Source organism: Streptomyces sp. NPDC004111 (assembly GCF_042874215.1).
Classification (GTDB): domain Bacteria; phylum Actinomycetota; class Actinomycetes; order Streptomycetales; family Streptomycetaceae; genus Streptomyces.
Genome location: NZ_JBIAMU010000005.1, coordinates 382,607 through 400,753, shown reverse-complemented (window position 1 = coordinate 400,753; position 18,147 = coordinate 382,607). Strand labels below are relative to the sequence as shown.

Below are 18,147 nucleotides of genomic sequence, written 5' to 3'. Positions count from 1 at the left end.
GCCTAACTCTCCGGTGGGGGTGCGGCGTCCGGCGCCCGGGTCGTGGACCGTCCCGGCCGGGGCTCCCGCCCCCTGTCGCCGACGGCGTCGGAGGGCTCTCCGGACAGGATGCGCTCCAACTCCCGGCGCCCCGGCAGGTGCCGCGGGCGGACGGTCTCCCCGCTGCGCACGTACAGAAATGTGGCGAGCACCTCTTCCGGGCGCAGCCCGTGCAGCTCGGCCCAGGCCAGCCGGTAGATCGCGAGCTGGAGGGGGTCGGCGGCCCGGGTGCGGCTGGTCTTCCAGTCGACGATCTCGTACGTACCGCTGGTCTCGTCCTGGTAGACGGCGTCGATCCGGCCGCGGACCACCCGGCCCGCGAGGGTGAGGTGGAACGGGGTCTCGGTCCGGTACGGGGTGCGGCGGGCGTACGGGGTCCGCTCGAACGCCTCCTTCAGCGCGGCCAGGTCGCGCTCGTCGGCGATCTCCGCGTCGTCCTCGTCGCCGCCGGGCAGCTCGTCGGGGCCGAGCATGGGAAGCGGCAGTTCCTCGAACCGCGACTCCACCCAGGCGTGGAACCGGGTGCCGCGTCGGGCGGCGGGCTGCGGGGGCCGGGGCATGGGCCGGGCCAGTTCCTGGGCGAAGCCGTCGGGGTCGGCGGCGAGGCGCATCAGCTGGGTGGCCGAGAGCGCGGGCGGCACGGGCACGTCCCGGGTCCCGGCCCTGGCCCGCCGCAGCTCGCTCGCGAGGGCGTCGAAGTCCCGGTCCCAGGAGTCCACGGCGCGCGCCTCCTCGGGCGTGAGGGCGGCGGGTCCCTGGGACCGGGGGGCGGGACGGGACGCGGGGACGCGGGCGGAGTCGTGGGCGGGGTCGTGGGCGTGCGCGGGGTCGTGGGCGGGGTCCTGGCTGACGCTGCCGGGCGGAGGGGTCTCGTCCGGGTGCCGGCGGGCGGGTACGGAGTCGTGGCCCGGTGGGGCGGTCGGCGGGGGCGGGTCGTGGCGGGTGGTGTCGGGGCGGGGAGCGCCGGGCCGGTCGGGGTACGGGGCCCCCGACGGGCGTTCGGTCAGCAGGGTGTCCCAGTCGGCCGGTTCGGGCTCGTCGTCCGGGGACGGCCACCACTGCGGGTCGAGGTCCTCCGCACTCTCCCGGCCCTCCGGGTCCTCCTGCGGAATCCACTCGTCCCAGGCCGCCGGTTCCGGTGCCGCCTCGGGCTCCGGGGGGAGTTCCGGGGTGCCGCGCAGGGAGTCCAGGTGGGCGCGGACCTGGTCGGCGGCGCGGCGGCGGCGGGCCAGTGCGCGGTCGTCGAGCGGAAGCGGCCAGGCGCGGTCGGCCGTCGCCTCCTGGAGTGCCGGGTTGTCCTCGTCGGCGGCGGGCTCCTGCGCCCACACCTCGATCTCGCCGTGCCCCGCCGCGCAGTGCTCGTACAGGGCGGTCAGGAACTCCGACGGGCCGCGCGGCTTCTTCTGGTTCGGGCCCCACCAGTGGCCGGAGCCGAGCAGCAGGTCGCGGGGGCGGGTGAAGGTGACGTAGCCGAGGCGGAGCTCCTCGGTGTGCTGGTGGGCCTTCATCTGCTCCTTGAAGAGCTTGATGCCCTTGGCGTCCCACTCCTGGATCTCCGGCAGGGTCCGGGCGTCGCCGCGCAGGGCGTGCGGCAGGACCTTGGCCTGGGAGGTCCAGGAGTCGCGGGCCCGCTCGCTGGGGAAGGTGCCCCTGACCAGGCCGGGGGCGGCGACCACCTTCCACTCCAGGCCCTTGGACTTGTGCGCGGTGAGGACCTTGACGGTGTTCTCGCCGCCGGGGAGCGCGTTGTCGAGGCCCTTCTCGTACTGGGCGGCGGTGCGCAGGAAGCCGAGGAAGGCGAGCAGGGTCGCCTCGCCGTCGAGGGAGGCGAAGCCGGCGGCCGTGTCGAGGAAGTTGTTGAGGGTCTCGCGGCGGCGGGCCGCCAGGGCCTGCGGGGAGGCTGACAGTTCGACTTCGAGCCCGGTGACGTGCAGCACCCGGTGCAGTACGTCCATGAGCGGGTCGGCCAGCGAGCGGCGCAGGTCGCGCAGTTCCCGGGCCAGGTGGGCGAACCGTACCCGGGCCTCGGTCGAGAACGGCAGCCCGTCGTCCGCCTCCCCCGCCGATTCCAGGAAGGTGTCCAGGGCGTCGGCGAGCGATATCACCTCGGACGGGTCGACCCCCTCGACGGCCTCCGCCAGCCTGCGGTCGGGGTCCTCGTCCGCGCCGCTCCCCCGGTGCACCAGGAGCCGGGCGCGGCGGCCGAGCAGCGCCAGGTCGCGGGCGCCGATGCGCCAGCGGGGGCCGGTGAGCAGCCGCACCAGGGAGGCGTTGGCGCCGGGGTCCTGGAGGACCTCGCAGACCGCGACCAGGTCGGCGACCTCGGGCAGGTGCAGCAGCCCGGACAGGCCGACGACCTCGACGGGGACGTCCCGGGCCACCAGGGCCCCCTGGATCGCGGGGAAGTCGCCCGCGGTGCGGCACAGGACGGCGATGTCACCGGGGGCGGTGCCGGTGCGCACCAGGTGGGCGAGGGAGTCCGCGATCCACTCGATCTCCTCGTCGTGCGTACGCAGCAGGGCGCAGCGGACCGTGCCCTCGCGCTCGGCGCCGGGGGCGGGGCGCAGGGCCTCGACGCCGCGGTGCATGGCGCGCAGCGGGGCGGCGAGGGAGTTGGCGAGGTCGAGGAGGCGTCCGCCGCTGCGGCGGTTCTCGCTGAGCGCGTACCGGTCGGCGGGGCGGCCGTCGGCGTGCGGGAAGTGCTCGGGGAAGTCGTCGAGGTTGGCGACGGAGGCGCCGCGCCAGCCGTAGATGGCCTGGCAGGGGTCGCCGACCGCGGTCACCGGGTGCCCCGTGCCGCCGCCGAACAGTCCGGAGAGCAGCAGCCGCTGGGCCACCGAGGTGTCCTGGTACTCGTCGAGCAGGACGACCCGGAACTCGCCCCGCAGCGCCTCGCTCACCTCGGGCAGGGCGGCGAGCCGGGCGGAGAGCGCGATCTGGTCGCCGAAGTCGAGGAGGTCGCGGCGGTGCTTCTGCTCCTGGTAACGGACGGTCAGCTCCAGCAGTTCCCGGCGGGCCCCGGCGGCCTCGGGGACCTTGCGCAGGTCGGGGTTGGTGAGCTTGACGCCCTCCAGGGCGCGCAGCAGTTCGGTGTCGAACGCGCGGAGGGTCTGCGGGCTCACGAGGTGCTCGGCCAGTTCTCCGTCGAGCGCGAGGAGGTCGCTGACCAGGGTGGGGAAGGACCGGGTGAGGGCGGGGTAGGGGCCGGGGGCCTCGCGCAGGACGCGGGCGGCGAGCTGGTAGCGGGTGGCGTCGGCCAGCAGCCGGGCGGAGGGTTCCAGGCCGATGCGCAGCCCGTGGTCGGTGAGGAGCTGGCCGGCGAAGGCGTGGTAGGTGGAGATGCGGGGTTCGCCCATGGGGTCTCCCCCGCCGGCGAGCGGGGAGCCCGGGGAGGCTCCTTCCGGGGGAAGGGCGTCGGGGTCGGTGATGCCGGCGGCGATCAGGGCCTTGCGGACGCGCTCGGCGAGTTCGCCCGCGGCCTTGTTGGTGAAGGTCAGGCCGAGCACCTGCTCGGGGGCGACCCGCCCGGTGCCCACCAGCCACACCACCCGGGCGGCCATCACCGTCGTCTTGCCCGATCCGGCGCCGGCCACGATGACCTGCGGGGCGGTGGGTGCCGTGATGCACGCCAGCTGCTCCGGGGTGAACGGGATGCCGAGGAGCTGCTTGAGCTGCTCGGGCTCGGTGATTCTGGTGGTCACCCCGAAAAGGCTATCCGGCCCCACTGACAGCGCCCGCCGCACGCCCGCCACCAGGCACTTCACCCCACCGGCCAGGCGCCCGCCGCATCCCCGCCACAGGCACTTCACCCCACCGGGCAGACGCCCGCCGCGTCCCGGCCAACTGGTGCTTCGCCCCGCCCGACAGGCGTCCGCACTCCTCCCCGCCGGTGCCCGGTCCCGCTCAGTCCACCACCTGCCGCCCCTCCGGCTGCGCGCTGCACGACGCCCGGAACGAGCAGTGCGTGCACTGCGTCCCGGTGCTCGGTGCGAACCGTTCGTCGAGCACCCGCCCGGCCGCCGTGGCCAGCAGGTCCCCGACCCACTCCCCCGCCAGCGGCTCCTGGGCCTGGATCTTGGGCAGTGCCTCGCCGCCGTCCTTCTTGGTCGCGGCCTGCCGCAGCTGGACGAGTTCGGCGCCGCCCGGTTCGGGGCGGCTGCCGCCGAAGACCCCGTCGACCGCGCCTTCCCGTACCGCCAGCTGGTAGACCGCCAGCTGAGGGTGCTGGGCGACCTCGTCGCGGGTCGGTGCCGACTTGCCGGTCTTGAAGTCGACGACGTACGCCCGCCCCTGCGCGTCCGTCTCGACGCGGTCCATCGAACCGCGGATGCGCACCTCGTACTCGCCGCCCGCCTCCAGCGTCACGTCGAAGTCGTGCTCGGTGGCGACGGCCGTCCTCCCGCCCCGGTCGGTGACGTGCCACTGGAGGAACCGCTCCAGCGCCACGCGCGCGTGCTCCTTCTCCTGCCGGGACTTCCAGGGCGCGTCGAAGGCCAGCGCGTCCCACACGGAGTCCAGTCGTTCCATGAGGACGGCCAGGTCGGCGGGGGTGCGCCCGGAGGCGACCTCGTCGGCCAGCACGTGCACCACGTTCCCGAACCCCTGGGCCGCGGTGGCGGGTGCGTCGGCCTTGACCTCGCGCCCCAGGAACCACTGGAGGGAGCAGGTGTTCGCGAGCTGGTCGAGGGCGCTGCCGGAGAGCGCGACGGGCTGGTCGCGGTCGCGCAGCGGCACGGTGCTGTGCGTCGGCTCGTTGAGGCCCCACCAGAAGTCGGGGTGGGCGGCGGGCACCATCGGCTGTCCGTTGTCGTCGCTGAGCGCGGCGAGCTTGGCGAGGCGGCGGGCGGCGGCGTCCCGGAGGGCCTCGGAGGCCTCGGGGTCGACGGTGGTGGCGCGCAGCTCGGCGACGAGCGCGGAGACCGCGAGGGGGCGGCGGGGGCGCCCGGTGACGTCGCGCGGCTCGACGCCCAGTTCGGTGAGGAAGCGGGACGGCTGGTCGCCGTCGTCGGCCGGGGCCTTCACGGCGGTGACGACGAGCCGCTCGCGCGCGCGCGTGGCGGCGACGTAGAAGAGCCTGCGCTCCTCGGCGAGGAGGGCGCCGGGGGTGAGGGGTTCGGCGAGCCCGTCGCGGCCGATCCGGTCGGCCTCCAGGAGGGAGCCCCGGCGGCGCAGGTCGGGCCACAGCCCCTCCTGCACCCCGGTGACGACGACGAGGCGCCACTCCAGTCCCTTGGAGCGGTGGGCGGTCATCAGCCGTACCGCCTCGGCGCGCACGGTGCGCCTGCTGAGGGTGTCGGCGGCGATGTCCTGGGCGTCCACCTCCTCCAGGAAGTTGAGCGCGCCGCGCCCCCCGGACCGCTCCTCGGCGCGCGCGGCGGTGTCGAACAGCGCGCACACCGCGTCCAGGTCACGGTCCGCGTTGCGTCCCGCGGGCCCGCCGCGCAGGGCCGACCGCTCCAGCCGGGACGGCCATCCGGTGCCGTCCCACAGGGTCCACAGGGCCTCCTCGGCGGTGCCGCCGCCTGCGAGCAGTTCGCGCGCCTTGCGCAGCAGGGTGCCCAGGACCTGCGCCCCGCGCGCGTAGGCGGGGTCGTGCGCGGCGAGCCGCTCGGGTTCGGCGAGTGCCTGTGCGAGGAGTACGTCGGAGGGCGGCGGCACCCGGTTGCCCGCGGCCCGCTCCTCGTCGCGCAGTGCCCGTCCGAGACGGCGCAGGTCGGCGGCGTCCATGCCGCCCAGGGGCGAGGAGAGCAGCTCGACGGCGGTCTCCGTACCGAGCCAGCCGGGCACGCGTGCGCGGTCCGCGCCGCCGTCGACGGCAGCCGTTCCGTCCGCGGAGCCTTCCCCGTCCGCCGCCCCGTCCTCGGAGCCTTCCCCGGTGCCGCCCGGACCCGTCTCGTCCGGATCCGTCCCGTCCGGGCCCGTCCCGTCCGGGTGGTCCCGGCCCGCGTCCGCCGCTCCTTCGGCCGCCGCTTCGGCCACGCGCGCGAGGGCCTCGTCCGCGGCCTCCCCCGTCGTCGTGAACGGCGTTCTCGGCGCCTGCTCCAGCGCCGCCCGCGCGACCGCCCGCAGTGCGGTCAGCAGGGGCGTCACCGCCGGTTCGTGGCGCAGCGGCAGGTCGTCGCCGTCGATCTCCAGGGGTACGCCGGCGGAGGTCAGCGCCCGGCGCACCGCGGGGATGGTCCGCCCGCCCGCACGGACCAGGACCGCCATCTCGCTCCACGGGACGCCGTCCTCCAGGTGCGCCCGGCGCAGGATGTCCGCGACGTTGTCCAGTTCGGCACCGGCCGTCGGGTAGGTGCAGACCTCGACCCGGCCGCCGTCCCGCACGGCGGCCAGGTCCCGGTGCGCCCTGACGGCGGCGGCCGGCAGCCGGGTCAGCGGCATGCGGCGGGTGAGCAGGCGGGTGGCGGCCAGCAGGTCGGCGCCGGAGCGGCGCGAGGTGGTGAGGACCTCGACGCGGGCGGGGCCGCCGTCGGCGCGGCGGAAGGTCTGCGGGAAGTCGAGGATGCCGCCGACGTCGGCGCCCCGGAAGGCGTAGATCGACTGGTCGGGGTCGCCGAACGCCACCAGGGTGCGGCCCGCCCCGGCGAGCGCGTGCAGCAGTCGCACCTGGGCGGGGTCGGTGTCCTGGTACTCGTCGACGAACACGGCGTCGTAGGAGGCGGCGAGCCGGCCGGTCACCGCCTCGCGTTCGGCGAGCAGCACCGCGCGGTGCACGAGTTCGGCGTAGTCCAGGACGCCCTGCATGTCGAGGACGTCGAGGTACTCGGCGAGGAAGGTCGCCGCGGCCTTCCAGTCGGGGCGTCCTATCCGCCGGGCGAAGTCGCGCAGGGCTCCGGGGCCCAGGCCCAGTTCGCGGGTGCGGGCGAGCACCGCGCGCACCTCGTCGGCGAACCCCCGGGTGGTGAGGCAGGCGCGCAGCTCGTCGGGCCAGCTGACGTGGGCCAGCCCGGCCTTCTCCAGGTCGATCTCGCCGGCCAGCAGCTCGCGCACCGCCACGTCCTGCTCCGGGCCCGACAGCAGCCGCAGCGGTTCGCTGAACAGGTCGCTGTCCTGGTGGGCGCGGACCAGGGCGTAGCAGTACGAGTGGAAGGTGGTGGCCTGCGGTGCCTGCCGGGAGCCCAGCCGCAGCGCCATCCGGTCGCGCAGTTCGACGGCGGCCTTGCGGCTGAAGGTGAGGACGAGGATCCGTTCGGGGCGGGCACCGGCCGCGATCCGGGCGGCGACGGCCTCCACGAGCGTCGTCGTCTTGCCGGTGCCGGGGCCCGCGAGGACGAGCAGGGGCCCCTGCCCGTGGTCAACCACGGCGCGCTGGTGTGCGTCCAGCAGAGGAGGGTCCACTCTTCCCGGGGCGGTACGGACCAGTCGGTACGCGCCCGGGGTCCCCTGCCGCTTCTGCCGGTAGGGCTGGTGCGGCCGCTGCCGGAAGGTCCCTGGGGAACCCGTGGGGCCCGAGGAGTTGGAGGTGCTCACGTGGATCGCCGGTCCTGGTGGGTGGTGTGCTGGTTGCCTTGCGGCCGTGGAGGATGACTGTGCGGTACGGGATGCACGGGGCCGCCGCGGCGTGCGAGCCGGACGTACCGCGTGCGGTCGACGCTACGCCAGGCGACGTACTGGACGCAGCGGCTCCGCACGCGCGCCGTCCCGGGCCGTCTCCCCGGCCGCGCGGCTCCGCACCGCGGGCGCGTACTCCGTACGGTCCTCGGACAGCCCGGACGGGCCCGCGATGGCGGAAGCTGGACGGTGTGAGCCGTACCACCCTCCGTACCACCCGCCGCGCCCCGGCCCCCGCCCCCGGCACCGCAGAGGTCCCGGGGAGCACAGCACTCCCGGAGAGCGCGGAATTCCCGAGGTGCGCAGCAGTCCCGGGGCGCGCGGAAGTCCCCGCGGTCCCAGGGGCCGTCCCTGCGGTCTCAGGGGCCGTCCCCGCCGCCGCCCGGTTCCGTGCTGCCGTCCCACCTGGCCCGCCGCATGTCGACGCGGGGCAGGTGGCCCTCGGTGCTCGGGCCCGCGGTGCGCAGCGGGGTGCCCTCGGCCCGGTACTGCTCCAGGGCGCGCAGTTCGTTGCCGGGCAGCAGGTGGCCGTCCGAGCGGACCACGCGCCACCAGGGGACGGCGCCCCCGTACAGCGACATGACCCGGCCGACCTGGCGCGGCCCGCCTCCGGCCGGGCGCTCACCACTGCTGCCGTCGCCGGGGTCCGCCTCCTGGTTCAGCCACTCGGCCACGTCCCCGTACGTCATCACCCGGCCGGGCGGGATCCGTTCAGCGACGGCCAGGACCCGTTCCGCGTACTCCGGGAGCGTCTCGCTCCCGGCAGGACTCTCGCTCATCCGGCCCATCCTGCCGCACGCCACCGACAGTCCGCGGCCCGCTCCACGCGCGCGTGTGAGGTGCGACGCAATTGCGGGCGTTGCACCCTGGCAGCCCCCCGTGGCATCCGGCCATGCCACCATCATCCGGGCAATGACTGGTGAGACGAGACCAAGAAGAGACGACGACGAAGGAGCAGGACGTGCAGCCTCGACCGGCGGCAGGCGCTCCTGACGCCGTCCCACGCCCGGACACGGACGCCCCGCAGGCGAACGAGCCGCAGGCGGACCCGGACACGGACGGCCCACGAAACGACCCCCGGCGGACCGGTTCGGAGCAATCGGACGGCCCGCACGGGGGTGCCACCCGGGTGGTCCCCGGGGAGGACTCCGCGCAGGCGGACGACCTGGCCGAAGAGGGGCACGTGGAGCGCGTCTCGGGCGACGAGCCGCTGCTCGCCGCCCGGGTGCACCGCCCGGCCGACCTGGTGCGGCTGCTGTCCGGTCTGCTCGGCATCATCTGTGTGATCGCGCTGGCCGCGTTCGCCCACGGCACCGCCTCCGGCCTGGAGAAGGACATCCTGGAGGGCACCAAGCAGACGCCGGTGGTCTTCGTCCGGCTGGCGGGGCTGATCTCCAGCATCGCCGTGCTGATCCTCCCCGTCGGCTTCGCGATCGAGCGGCTGATCAAACGCGACGGACTGCGGATCGCGGACGGCGTGCTGGCGGCCGTCCTCGCGCACGGGGTGGCCCTGGCCACCGATCTGTGGGTCTCCGGGCCGGCCCCGGAGGCCATCCGCGAGGCACTCACCCGGATCTCCAGCGACGGCTCCGGCCAGCTCACCGATCCGGTGCACGGCTATCTCGCCCCGGTCATCGCGTACATGACGGCGGTCGGGATGGCCCGTCGCCCGCGCTGGCGGGTCGCCCTGTGGGCGGTGCTGCTGCTGAACGCGTTCGCGGTGCTGGTCGGCGGGCAGACCACCCCGCTGTCGATCGTGGTGACCGTGCTGATCGGCTGGACGGTGGCGTACGCGACGCTCTACGCGGTCGGCTCCCCCAATGTGCGGCCCACCGGGCAGACCCTGCTCGCCGGGCTGCGGCACGTGGGGTTCCGCCCGGTGACGGCGATGCGCGCCGAGGAGTCGCTCGACCTGTCCGACCAGGGCGACCGCGGCCGTCGCTACATCGTCACCCTGGAGGACGGCCCGCCGCTCGACATCACGGTCGTGGACCGCGAGCAGCAGGCGCACGGCTTCTTCTACCGGGTGTGGCGCCGGGTGACCCTGCGCGGCATCACCCAGCGGCGCTCGATCCAGTCCCTGCGGCAGGCGCTCGAACAGGAGGCGCTGCTCGCGTACGCCGCCATCGCGGCCGGTGCCAACGCCCCCAAGCTGATCGCGACCTCCGAGCTCGGCCCGGACGCCGTGATGCTCGTGTACGAGCACCTGGGCGGGCGCACCCTGGACTCGCTGCCGGACGAGGAGATCACCGACGAGCTGCTGCGGGACGCCTGGCACCAGGTGAAGGCGCTCCAGTCGCGCCGCATCGCACACCGCAGGCTGGCCGGTGACGCCATTCTGGTGGATCGTTCCGGCACGGTGATCATCACGGATCTGCGCGGCGGTGAGATCGCCGCGGGCGACATCGTCCTGCGGATGGACGTGGCGCAGCTGCTGACGACCCTGGGGCTGCGCGCGGGCGCGGAGCGGGCCGTCGCCGCGGCGGTGGACGTGCTCGGCCCCGACACGGTCGCCGACAGCCTGCCGCTGCTCCAGCCGATCGCGCTCAGCCGCTCCACCCGCGCGACGCTGCGCCGCCTGGGACGCGAGCGGTCGCAGCGGCAGCGCGAGGCGGTCCTGGAGGCCTCGCAGGCCGCCAAGGAGGCCAGGGCGCGGGAGAAGGGCGCGGAGGACGTCCCCGGACGCAAGGCCGTGCGCGCGGAGAAGAAGGCCGAGAAGGAGGCCATCGACGAGGCGCTGGAGGACGCCCGGGAGGAGGACCTGCTGACGCAGATCCGCCACCAGGTGCTGCTGATCCGTCCGCAGGCGCCGGTCGAGCCGGTCCGGCTGGAACGGATCAAGCCGCGCACCCTGGTCAGCATGCTGGCGGGCGCCTTCGCCGCGTACATCCTGATCTCCTCGCTGCTGAAGAACCCGATCACCGACGCGTTCGCCGAGATGAAGTGGGGCTGGGTGGCACTGGCCGTGCTGTTCTCCGCGCTGAGCTACGTGGCGGCGGCGATGAGCCTGCTGGGCTTCGTGCCCGAGAAGGTGTCGTTCTGGCAGACGGTCAAGGCGCAGGTGGCCGGTTCGTTCGTGAAGCTGGTGGCGCCCGCCGCGATCGGCGGTGTGGCCCTCAACACCCGCTTCCTGCAACGGGCGGGGGTACGGCCGGGCCTCGCCGTGGCGAGTGTGGGCGCGGCACAGCTCTTCGGCCTCGCCAGCCACATCTCACTGCTGATGATCTTCGGTTATGTGACCGGGACCGAGCAGACCTCCTGGGAGAACCCCTCCCGGACGGTGATCGCCGGACTGCTGACGGCGGCGGTGCTGGCGATGATCGTGACGGCGGTGCCGTTCCTGCGGAAGTTCGTCGTCACCCGGGTGCGCTCGCTGTTCGCCGGTGTGGTGCCCCGCATGCTCGACGTGCTCCAGCGGCCGAAGAAGCTGGTGACCGGCATCGGCGGCATGGTGCTGCTGACGGTGGTGTTCGTGATGTGCCTGGACGCGTCGATCCGCGCGTTCGGCCAGGGCGACGAGGACCACCTCAGCTACGCCACCGTCGCCGTGGTGTTCCTGACGGCCAACGCGGTGGGCTCGGCCGTGCCGACGCCGGGCGGTGTGGGTGCGGTCGAGGGCGCCCTGATCGGCGCGCTGACGCTGGCCGGGCTGCCGCCGTCCATCGCGACGCCCGCGGTGATGCTGTACCGGCTGCTGACGTTCTGGCTGCCGGTGCTGCCGGGCTGGCTGTTCTTCAACAGCCTGACGCGCAAGGGAGCGCTCTAGGGGCGCGCCGGGGCCCCGGGTACGGCGGCGCGGGCCCGCGCGCCGCCCGCCCGCGGCACCCGCTTGGCCCCCGGGCCGCGCGGTCCGGGACGGCCCGGAGCACGATGGGGGGCATGTCTACCCCTTCCGCACTGCGCGCCCCGGCACTGGCCGTCTCCGCCGCCGTACTGCTCTGTCTCGCCGGCTGTTCCGACGGCGGCAAGGACGGTGGCAAGGACGACGGCGACAAGAAGCAGGACCTCTCCGCCCAGGAACTGAAGTGGGAGGACTGCCCGGCCCCGAGTGCCGCACAGGGCGAAGGGACGAAGCCGTCGCCGCTGCCGGGCGGCACCCCGTGGAAGTGCGCCACGATGCAGGTGCCGCGCGACTACGCGAAGCCGGACGGCGACCGCATCGAACTGGCGCTGATCCGCGCCGAGGCCGCCGACAAGAAGAACCGCATCGGCTCGCTGATCTTCAACTTCGGCGGGCCCGGCGGCTCCGGGGTGACCGGCCTGCCGGGCTTCGGCAAGGACTACGACAAGCTGCGCTCCCGGTACGACCTGGTGAGCTTCGACCCGCGCGGCGTGGGCAACAGCGCCCCCGTGGAGTGCCAGGACGCCAAGGAACTCGACGCCTACTACGCCGAGGACATGACCCCCGACGACGCCGCCGAGGAGAAGGCGTACGCCGAGAGCCTGAAGAAGTACGCGGCGGCCTGCGAGAAGAACTCGGGCACCGAACTGCCGCACGTCGGCACCACCAACGCGGCCAAGGACCTCGACCTGATGCGCCAGGTGCTCGGCGACGACAAGCTGCACTACTTCGGCATCTCCTACGGCACCGAACTGGGCGGCGTGTACGCCCACCTGTTCCCGAAGAAGGTCGGCCGGGCGGTCTTCGACGCGGTCGTGGACCCCACCCAGACGTCCGAGCAGGGCTCACTGGGGCAGGCCAAGGGCTTCCAGCTGGCGCTGACGAACTTCGCCAAGGACTGCGTGGCGCGCGGTGACGACTGCAAGCTGCAGGGCAGCACGCCCGCGGAGATCGAGGCGGGCATCGTCGCGCTCCTGCAGCGCCTGGACAAGCAGCCGATCCCGGCGAGCGGCGGCCGGCAGCTGACCCAGAGCCAGGCCACCAACGGCATCGTCCAGACGCTCTACTCGAAGGACTTCTGGCCGTACCTGGAGCAGGGCCTCGACGAGGCGGACGGCGGCAACGGCTCACTGCTGCTGGTCCTCGCCGACTCCATGAACGGGCGCAACGAGGACGGCTCCTACAGCAACATCGGGGCCGCCAACGCGGCGATCAACTGCGTGGACTCCAAGGAGCGCTACGACCTCGCCCACGCCAAGTCGAAGGTCGCCGAGTTCCGCAAGGCCTCGCCCGTCTTCGGCGACTTCCTGGCCTGGGGCCTGTCCGGCTGCTCGACGTGGCCGGTGCCCGGCCAGTGGGTGACCCCGGACGTGAGCGCCCCGGGCGCGGCTCCGATCGTCGTCATCGGCAACACCGGTGACCCCGCGACGCCCTACGAGGGGGCGCGGAAGATGGCGGACGCACTCGGCAAGGGCGTCGGCGTGGAGCTGACGTACAAGGGCGAGGGTCACGGTGCGTACAACGGCGGAAGTGCCTGTGTGAAGACGGCCGTTGACGAATACCTGCTGGAAGGAAAGGTTCCGGCGGCCGGGAAGGTCTGCGAGTAGCAGTCACCGCACGGGCTTTCGGTCACTGTCAGTGGTCGCCCCTAGGATATGGGTACTTGCTTTCGATCACGGGGCGGGTACGGGGAGCGGAGCGACGGGGGCCGGCCATGGCACGACGCGGGACACGGTACGCACGGGCGGGGGCCCTGCTGGCGGCGGTGGTGGCCACCGCCGTCACCGCGACGGCGTGCGGCCAGGGGGACGGGAGCGCCCCGGCGCCGACGCGCGAGGCGTCCGGGGCTCCGGGCGGGCGGGCCTCCACCGCCCCGCCGTCCGCGCCCGCCGCCCCGTCCGCGCTGCCGGCCGCCGTCACCGGGCAGAAGCTCGCGTGGAAGGACTGCGCGGCCCCGGTGAAGGCACACGGCAGCGATGCCGTGCCGCCGGGCGCCGAGTGGCAGTGCGCCACCGCCAAGGTCCCGCTGGACTACGCGAAACCGGCGGGCGAGACGGTGGGCATCGCCCTGATCCGGGCCCGTGCGACGGGCGGCGACGGCAAGCGGATCGGTTCGCTCCTGTTCAACTTCGGCGGGCCCGGCGGCTCCGGGGTGGCCGCGCTGCCGGGCATGAGCGACCTCTTCACCTCGCTGCGCGGGCGGTACGACCTGGTGGGCTTCGACCCCCGGGGCGTCGCGGAGAGCTCGGAGGTGGTCTGCCGGGACGACGCGGCGACGGAGGCCTCCCTCGCTCTCGACTCCACCCCGGACACCCCCGCCGAGGAGAAGGCGTACTTCGACGACGCGAAGGCGTTCGGGGCGGGCTGCGCACGGCGCTCCGGCAAGATCCTCCCGCACGTGGGCACCACCGGGGCGGCCCGCGACATGGACGTGCTCCGCCAGGTGCTGGGCGACGCCAAGCTGCACTACTTCGGCTTCTCGTACGGCACCGAGCTGGGCGGCGTCTACGCCCACCTGTTCCCGAAGAACGTGGGGCGGCTGACCCTGGACGCGGTCGTCGACCCGTCGGCCGGCCTGGTGGGCCACTCCCGCAACCAGGCCCTCGGCTTCCAGCGCGCCCTGGACAACTACTTCCGCTCCGGGGGTACGTCGCCGAAGGCGGGCACCGCGCGCGTGGTGAAGCTCCTCGACGCTCTCGACCGGGCGCCGCTGCCCACCGGCACGACGGGCGGCGGGCGCAGGCTCACCCAGAGCCTGGCGCTGACCGGCATCATCGCCCCGCTCTACAGCCAGAGCAGCTGGCCCGCCCTCACCCAGGCGCTGGCGGCGGCGGAGCGGGGCGACGGGGCACCGCTGCTGCGGCTGGCCGACTCGTACAACAACAGGGACGCGCGGGGTCACTACTCCACCGCCAGCCACTCGCAGCGGGCCATCTCCTGTGCCGACACCAAGGGCAGGGTGAGTGCCGAGGAGGTCAGGGCCCAGCACCTGGCGGACTTCCGCAAGGTCTCCCCCGCGTTCGGCCCCTACCTCGCCTGGGACCTGGCGGGCTGGTGCGCCTCCTGGCCGGTGCCCGGCGCGTACGAGACGCCGGAGGTGTCGGCGCCCGGGGCCGCGCCGATCCTGGTCGTCGGAGGGACCGGCGACCCGGCGACGCCGTTCGAGGGGTCGCTGAAGATGGCCGGGGAACTGGGCCGGGGCGTGGGGGTGCACCTGACGTACAAGGGCGAGGGGCACGGCGCGTACCCGTCCGGCAACACGTGCGTGAAGCAGGCCGTGGACGCGTACTTCCTGGACGGGAAAATACCGGCGTCGGGCACGGTCTGCTCCTGACCGGGCGGCCCCCGGGACCGACCGGCCGGCCCCCGCGGCAAACCGGGCGGCGGGCCCACCGCCGGTACCGGCCCCCGCACCGGCGGTGGTATGCCGAGGGGGCCGGGCAGCCGTTGCGGCCGCCCGGCCCCCCGGTGGAAGCGCGTGGGGTCTAGTAGACCGGCTTCTCCGGCTCGATCTGGTGGACCCAGCCGATCACACCGCCGCCGACGTGCACGGCGTCGGCGAAGCCCGCCGACTTCAGGACCGCGAGGACCTCCGCACTGCGGACACCCGTCTTGCAGTGCAGGACGATCTTCTTGTCCTGCGGCAGGCTCTCCAGGGCGGTGCCCATGAGGAACTCGTTCTTGGGGATCAGCTTGGCGCCCGGGATCGAGACGATCTCGTACTCGTTGGGCTCGCGGACGTCGATGATCTCGATCTTCTCGTCGGCGTCGATCCACTCCTTGAGCTGCGCCGGAGTGATCGTCGAGCCGGCCGCCGCCTCCTGGGCCTCCTCGGACACGACGCCGCAGAAGGCCTCGTAGTCGATCAGCTCGGTGACGGTCGGGTTGTCGCCGCAGACCGCGCAGTCGGGGTCCTTGCGCACCTTGACCTGGCGGTACTGCATCTCCAGGGCATCGTAGATCATCAGGCGGCCGACCAGCGGGTCGCCCACGCCGGTCAGGACCTTGATGGCCTCGGTGACCTGGATGGAGCCGATGGACGCGCAGAGCACGCCGAGCACGCCGCCCTCGGCGCAGCTGGGGACCATGCCCGGCGGCGGGGGCTCCGGGTAGAGGCAGCGGTAGCAGGGGCCGTGCTCGGACCAGAAGACGGAGGCCTGGCCGTCGAAGCGGTAGATCGAGCCCCAGACGTACGGCTTGTTCAGCAGCACGCACGCGTCGTTCACGAGGTAGCGCGTGGCGAAGTTGTCCGTACCGTCGACGATCAGGTCGTACTGGGAGAAGATGTCCATCACGTTCTCGGCTTCGAGCCGCTCTTCGTGCAGGACGACGTTCACATACGGGTTGATACCGAGGACCGAGTCCTTGGCGGACTCGGCCTTCGAGCGGCCGATGTCGGCCTGGCTGTGAATGATCTGGCGCTGCAGATTCGATTCGTCGACCTCGTCGAACTCGACGATGCCGAGCGTGCCGACTCCGGCGGCGGCCAGGTACATCAGAGCGGGAGACCCGAGGCCGCCGGCGCCCACGGCGAGCACCTTGGCGTTCTTCAGGCGCTTCTGCCCGTCCATCCCGACGTCCGGGATGATCAGGTGGCGGGAGTACCGACGGACCTCGTCAACGGTGAGCTCGGCAGCCGGCTCGACCAGGGGTGGCAGCGACACGAAAACTCCAGGGTCATCCCCGCTCGTGCGGGGGCTTCAAGAGGCTGGTTATGTCTCGTAACACTGCCACGCCCCTTCTCATTCCGAGACACCAGGTCCGATCCGCGAGACGATTTCGTCCCAGTAGCCGGGCAACCCCTCCCAGGGGCTGCCCACCTGGTCACCCGCCCTGTCCCGGTCCGTCCGGTCCGTGAACCAGATCGTTCCGGCGCCCTGCCAGCGGGCGATCCGCAGGGCTTCGTCCAGATGCGTGCGCGGCACCCCGTGCACCAGGTGGCAGAACCTGGACGCCGGGTGGGCGGCCGTCCACGGGGCCGCCTGGGACCAGCGGTAGTCGGTCCACGGCCCGGAGAAGGTCACCAACTGGTCGGCGCTCTCCGCGTATCCGGCGTACGGATGGGTGCCGTGCCCGAGGACGAGCCTGCCGCCGTCGAGGGCGTCCGTGCCGTGGAACATCGTCCGCAGCGTCTCGGTGAGCCGCCGGGTCTCCGCCAGCTCCTCCCGTTCGCCCGGACAGCGGTCCAGGTAGAAGCCGTCGACGTGGTACCAGTCCAGGTGGCGCTGGGCGTCCGTGACCAGCTCGCCGAACTCCCGGGCCCCGTACGTCATGTCGAGGTGTCCGAGCACCCTGAGCCCCGCGTTGCGCAGCCGTCCCACGGCTTCCAGGCAGTGCGGGTCGGGGCGGGCGCCGGGCCCGTCCGCGACGTTGAGCACGGTCCAGTGCAGCGGGGCCGCGTGACCGGGCCCGGCCGCGTACAGCCGGGAGAACCGGAGCAGTTCGGCCCATTCCACCGGTGCGAGCAGCGGGTGCGCATAACCCGGGACGCCGATCCCGAGCCGGTCCGCCCCTATGGCGGGGCGGACGGCACCGGACGTGGTCAGATGCGGCACGCCGCCTCCATCCAGATGTCCGCGAGGGATTCCTCCAGGTTGATCCGGGGCCGCCAGCCGAGCCGGTCGCGGGCGGTGCGCACATCGGCCTGCTGCCAGCTGCCGCAGCCGTCCGGGTAGGGGAACGGGGCCGCTCCCAGGTGCTCGGTCAGGGAGTCCGGGGAGCGGGGCGCGCCGATCGTCGGCACGCCGCCGTTGCGGACGGCCGCGCTGGCGGCGGCGGAGCTGGAGTAGCCGCTGGGGGCGTCCAGTTCGTGCAGCGCGCCGCCGTATCCGGCGACCCGGGCGAGGACGGCGGCGGCGTCGCGCAGCCGGACCGCGCGCCCGGTACCGATGTTGACGACGCCCTGCGCGGCCGACAGCGAGGCCGCGTGCACGGCCCGTGCCACGTCCCGCACGTCGACGAAGTCGCGTTGCACCCCGAGGCCGCTGAGCTTCAGTTCGCCGTCGCCGGACTGCATGGCGCGGCGCATCGCCTCGGCGAGCCTGCCGAGCGGTGAGCCGGCCGGGGTGCCGGGGCCGACCGGCGAGAACACCCGCAGGACCACCGCGTCCAGGCCGGAGCCGAGGACGAGTTCGGTGGCCGCCAGCTTGCTGACGCCGTACGGGCCGCCGGGGCGCGGCACGGCGTCCTCCGCCGTCGACGAGCCGGGCTGCGAGGGCCCGTACTCGGCGGCGCAGCCGAGCTGGACGAGCCGGGCCCCGCAGCCGCTGCGCCGGAGCGCCTCGCAGACGGTGGCGACGGCGACGGTGTTGTGCCGGGTGAGGTCGCGGGCGCCGCCCCGGGTGGCCCCGGCGCAGTTGACGACGACCCCGGGGTGGACGGCGTCCAGGAAGCGGGTGAGCGCTCCGGGACTGCCGGTGGCCAGGTCGAACCGTACGTCCGCGTCGTCGCCCCGCCCGAGGGCGGTGAGCTGGACGGCGGGGTCGGCGAGGAGACGGTCCGCGACGAAGCGGCCGAGGTATCCGTTGGCGCCGAGCAGCAGAACCCTCATCGTGCGTCCCCTCGGTGCCGACGGACGCGCACGGGCTGCACGGAAAGAGGGGGTAGGGGGGTCATGTGACGTTCTCCTTGGGTGTTGTACGGGTGCTGCGGTGGTGCGGGTGGTACGTGGTGCTGCGGTGGTGCGTCGTCGGGGACAGGGACAGGGGTGGTGC

Annotated in this window: 9 protein-coding genes; 3 read left to right on the top strand and 6 right to left on the bottom strand. The window is 73.9% G+C overall.

All coding sequences use genetic code 11. The annotated features are described in order from the left end of the window. Positions 1–2: 2 nt before the first annotated feature. The 3 genes from ACFYVL_RS13755 to ACFYVL_RS13745 all read right to left on the bottom strand — a co-directional run bounded on the left by ACFYVL_RS13755 (position 3) and on the right by ACFYVL_RS13745 (position 8,372). Positions 3–3,740 (bottom strand): UvrD-helicase domain-containing protein, encoded by a 3,738-nt coding sequence (locus ACFYVL_RS13755; RefSeq protein WP_389244072.1) that lies wholly within the window; start codon positions 3,738–3,740, stop codon positions 3–5. Positions 3,741–3,942: 202 nt separating this feature from the next. Further along, entirely contained in the window at positions 3,943–7,512 is a 3,570-nt protein-coding gene (locus tag ACFYVL_RS13750) for an ATP-dependent helicase (protein ID WP_389244070.1), read from the bottom strand. A 440-nt stretch (positions 7,513–7,952) separates the two neighbouring features. Next, on the bottom strand, positions 7,953–8,372 hold the full coding sequence (locus ACFYVL_RS13745) for an MGMT family protein (RefSeq protein WP_389244068.1): 420 nt from the start codon (positions 8,370–8,372) through the stop codon (positions 7,953–7,955). 182 nt (positions 8,373–8,554) lie between these two features. Between ACFYVL_RS13745 and ACFYVL_RS13740 the strand changes: the two genes are divergently transcribed. The 3 genes from ACFYVL_RS13740 to ACFYVL_RS13730 all read left to right on the top strand — a co-directional run bounded on the left by ACFYVL_RS13740 (position 8,555) and on the right by ACFYVL_RS13730 (position 14,768). Beyond that, a complete protein-coding gene (locus tag ACFYVL_RS13740; protein ID WP_389244066.1) occupies positions 8,555–11,359 on the top strand; it encodes a lysylphosphatidylglycerol synthase domain-containing protein in 2,805 nt (934 codons plus the stop codon). A 113-nt stretch (positions 11,360–11,472) separates the two neighbouring features. Beyond that, positions 11,473–13,041 (top strand): alpha/beta hydrolase, encoded by a 1,569-nt coding sequence (locus ACFYVL_RS13735; RefSeq protein ID WP_389244064.1) that lies wholly within the window; start codon positions 11,473–11,475, stop codon positions 13,039–13,041. A 107-nt stretch (positions 13,042–13,148) separates the two neighbouring features. Beyond that, positions 13,149–14,768: an alpha/beta hydrolase gene (locus ACFYVL_RS13730; protein ID WP_389244062.1), complete on the top strand. Its 1,620-nt coding sequence runs from the start codon at positions 13,149–13,151 to the stop codon at positions 14,766–14,768. Between the two features lie 151 nt (positions 14,769–14,919). Here the strand turns inward: ACFYVL_RS13730 and moeZ are convergent, their stop codons facing one another. The 3 genes from moeZ to ACFYVL_RS13715 all read right to left on the bottom strand — a co-directional run bounded on the left by moeZ (position 14,920) and on the right by ACFYVL_RS13715 (position 17,984). Further along, positions 14,920–16,098, bottom strand: a complete 1,179-nt coding sequence (moeZ, locus tag ACFYVL_RS13725) for an adenylyltransferase/sulfurtransferase MoeZ (protein WP_389244060.1) — start codon at positions 16,096–16,098, stop codon at positions 14,920–14,922. Positions 16,099–16,176: 78 nt separating this feature from the next. Continuing rightward, positions 16,177–16,989, bottom strand: coding sequence for a spherulation-specific family 4 protein (locus ACFYVL_RS13720; protein WP_389244058.1), 813 nt, complete (start codon positions 16,987–16,989; stop codon positions 16,177–16,179). Then, complete coding sequence (locus tag ACFYVL_RS13715; protein ID WP_389244056.1) at positions 16,977–17,984, bottom strand: NAD-dependent epimerase/dehydratase family protein; 1,008 nt, start codon at positions 17,982–17,984, stop codon at positions 16,977–16,979. The genes ACFYVL_RS13720 and ACFYVL_RS13715 overlap by 13 nt, the downstream gene beginning before the upstream one ends. Positions 17,985–18,147: the final 163 nt, after the last annotated feature.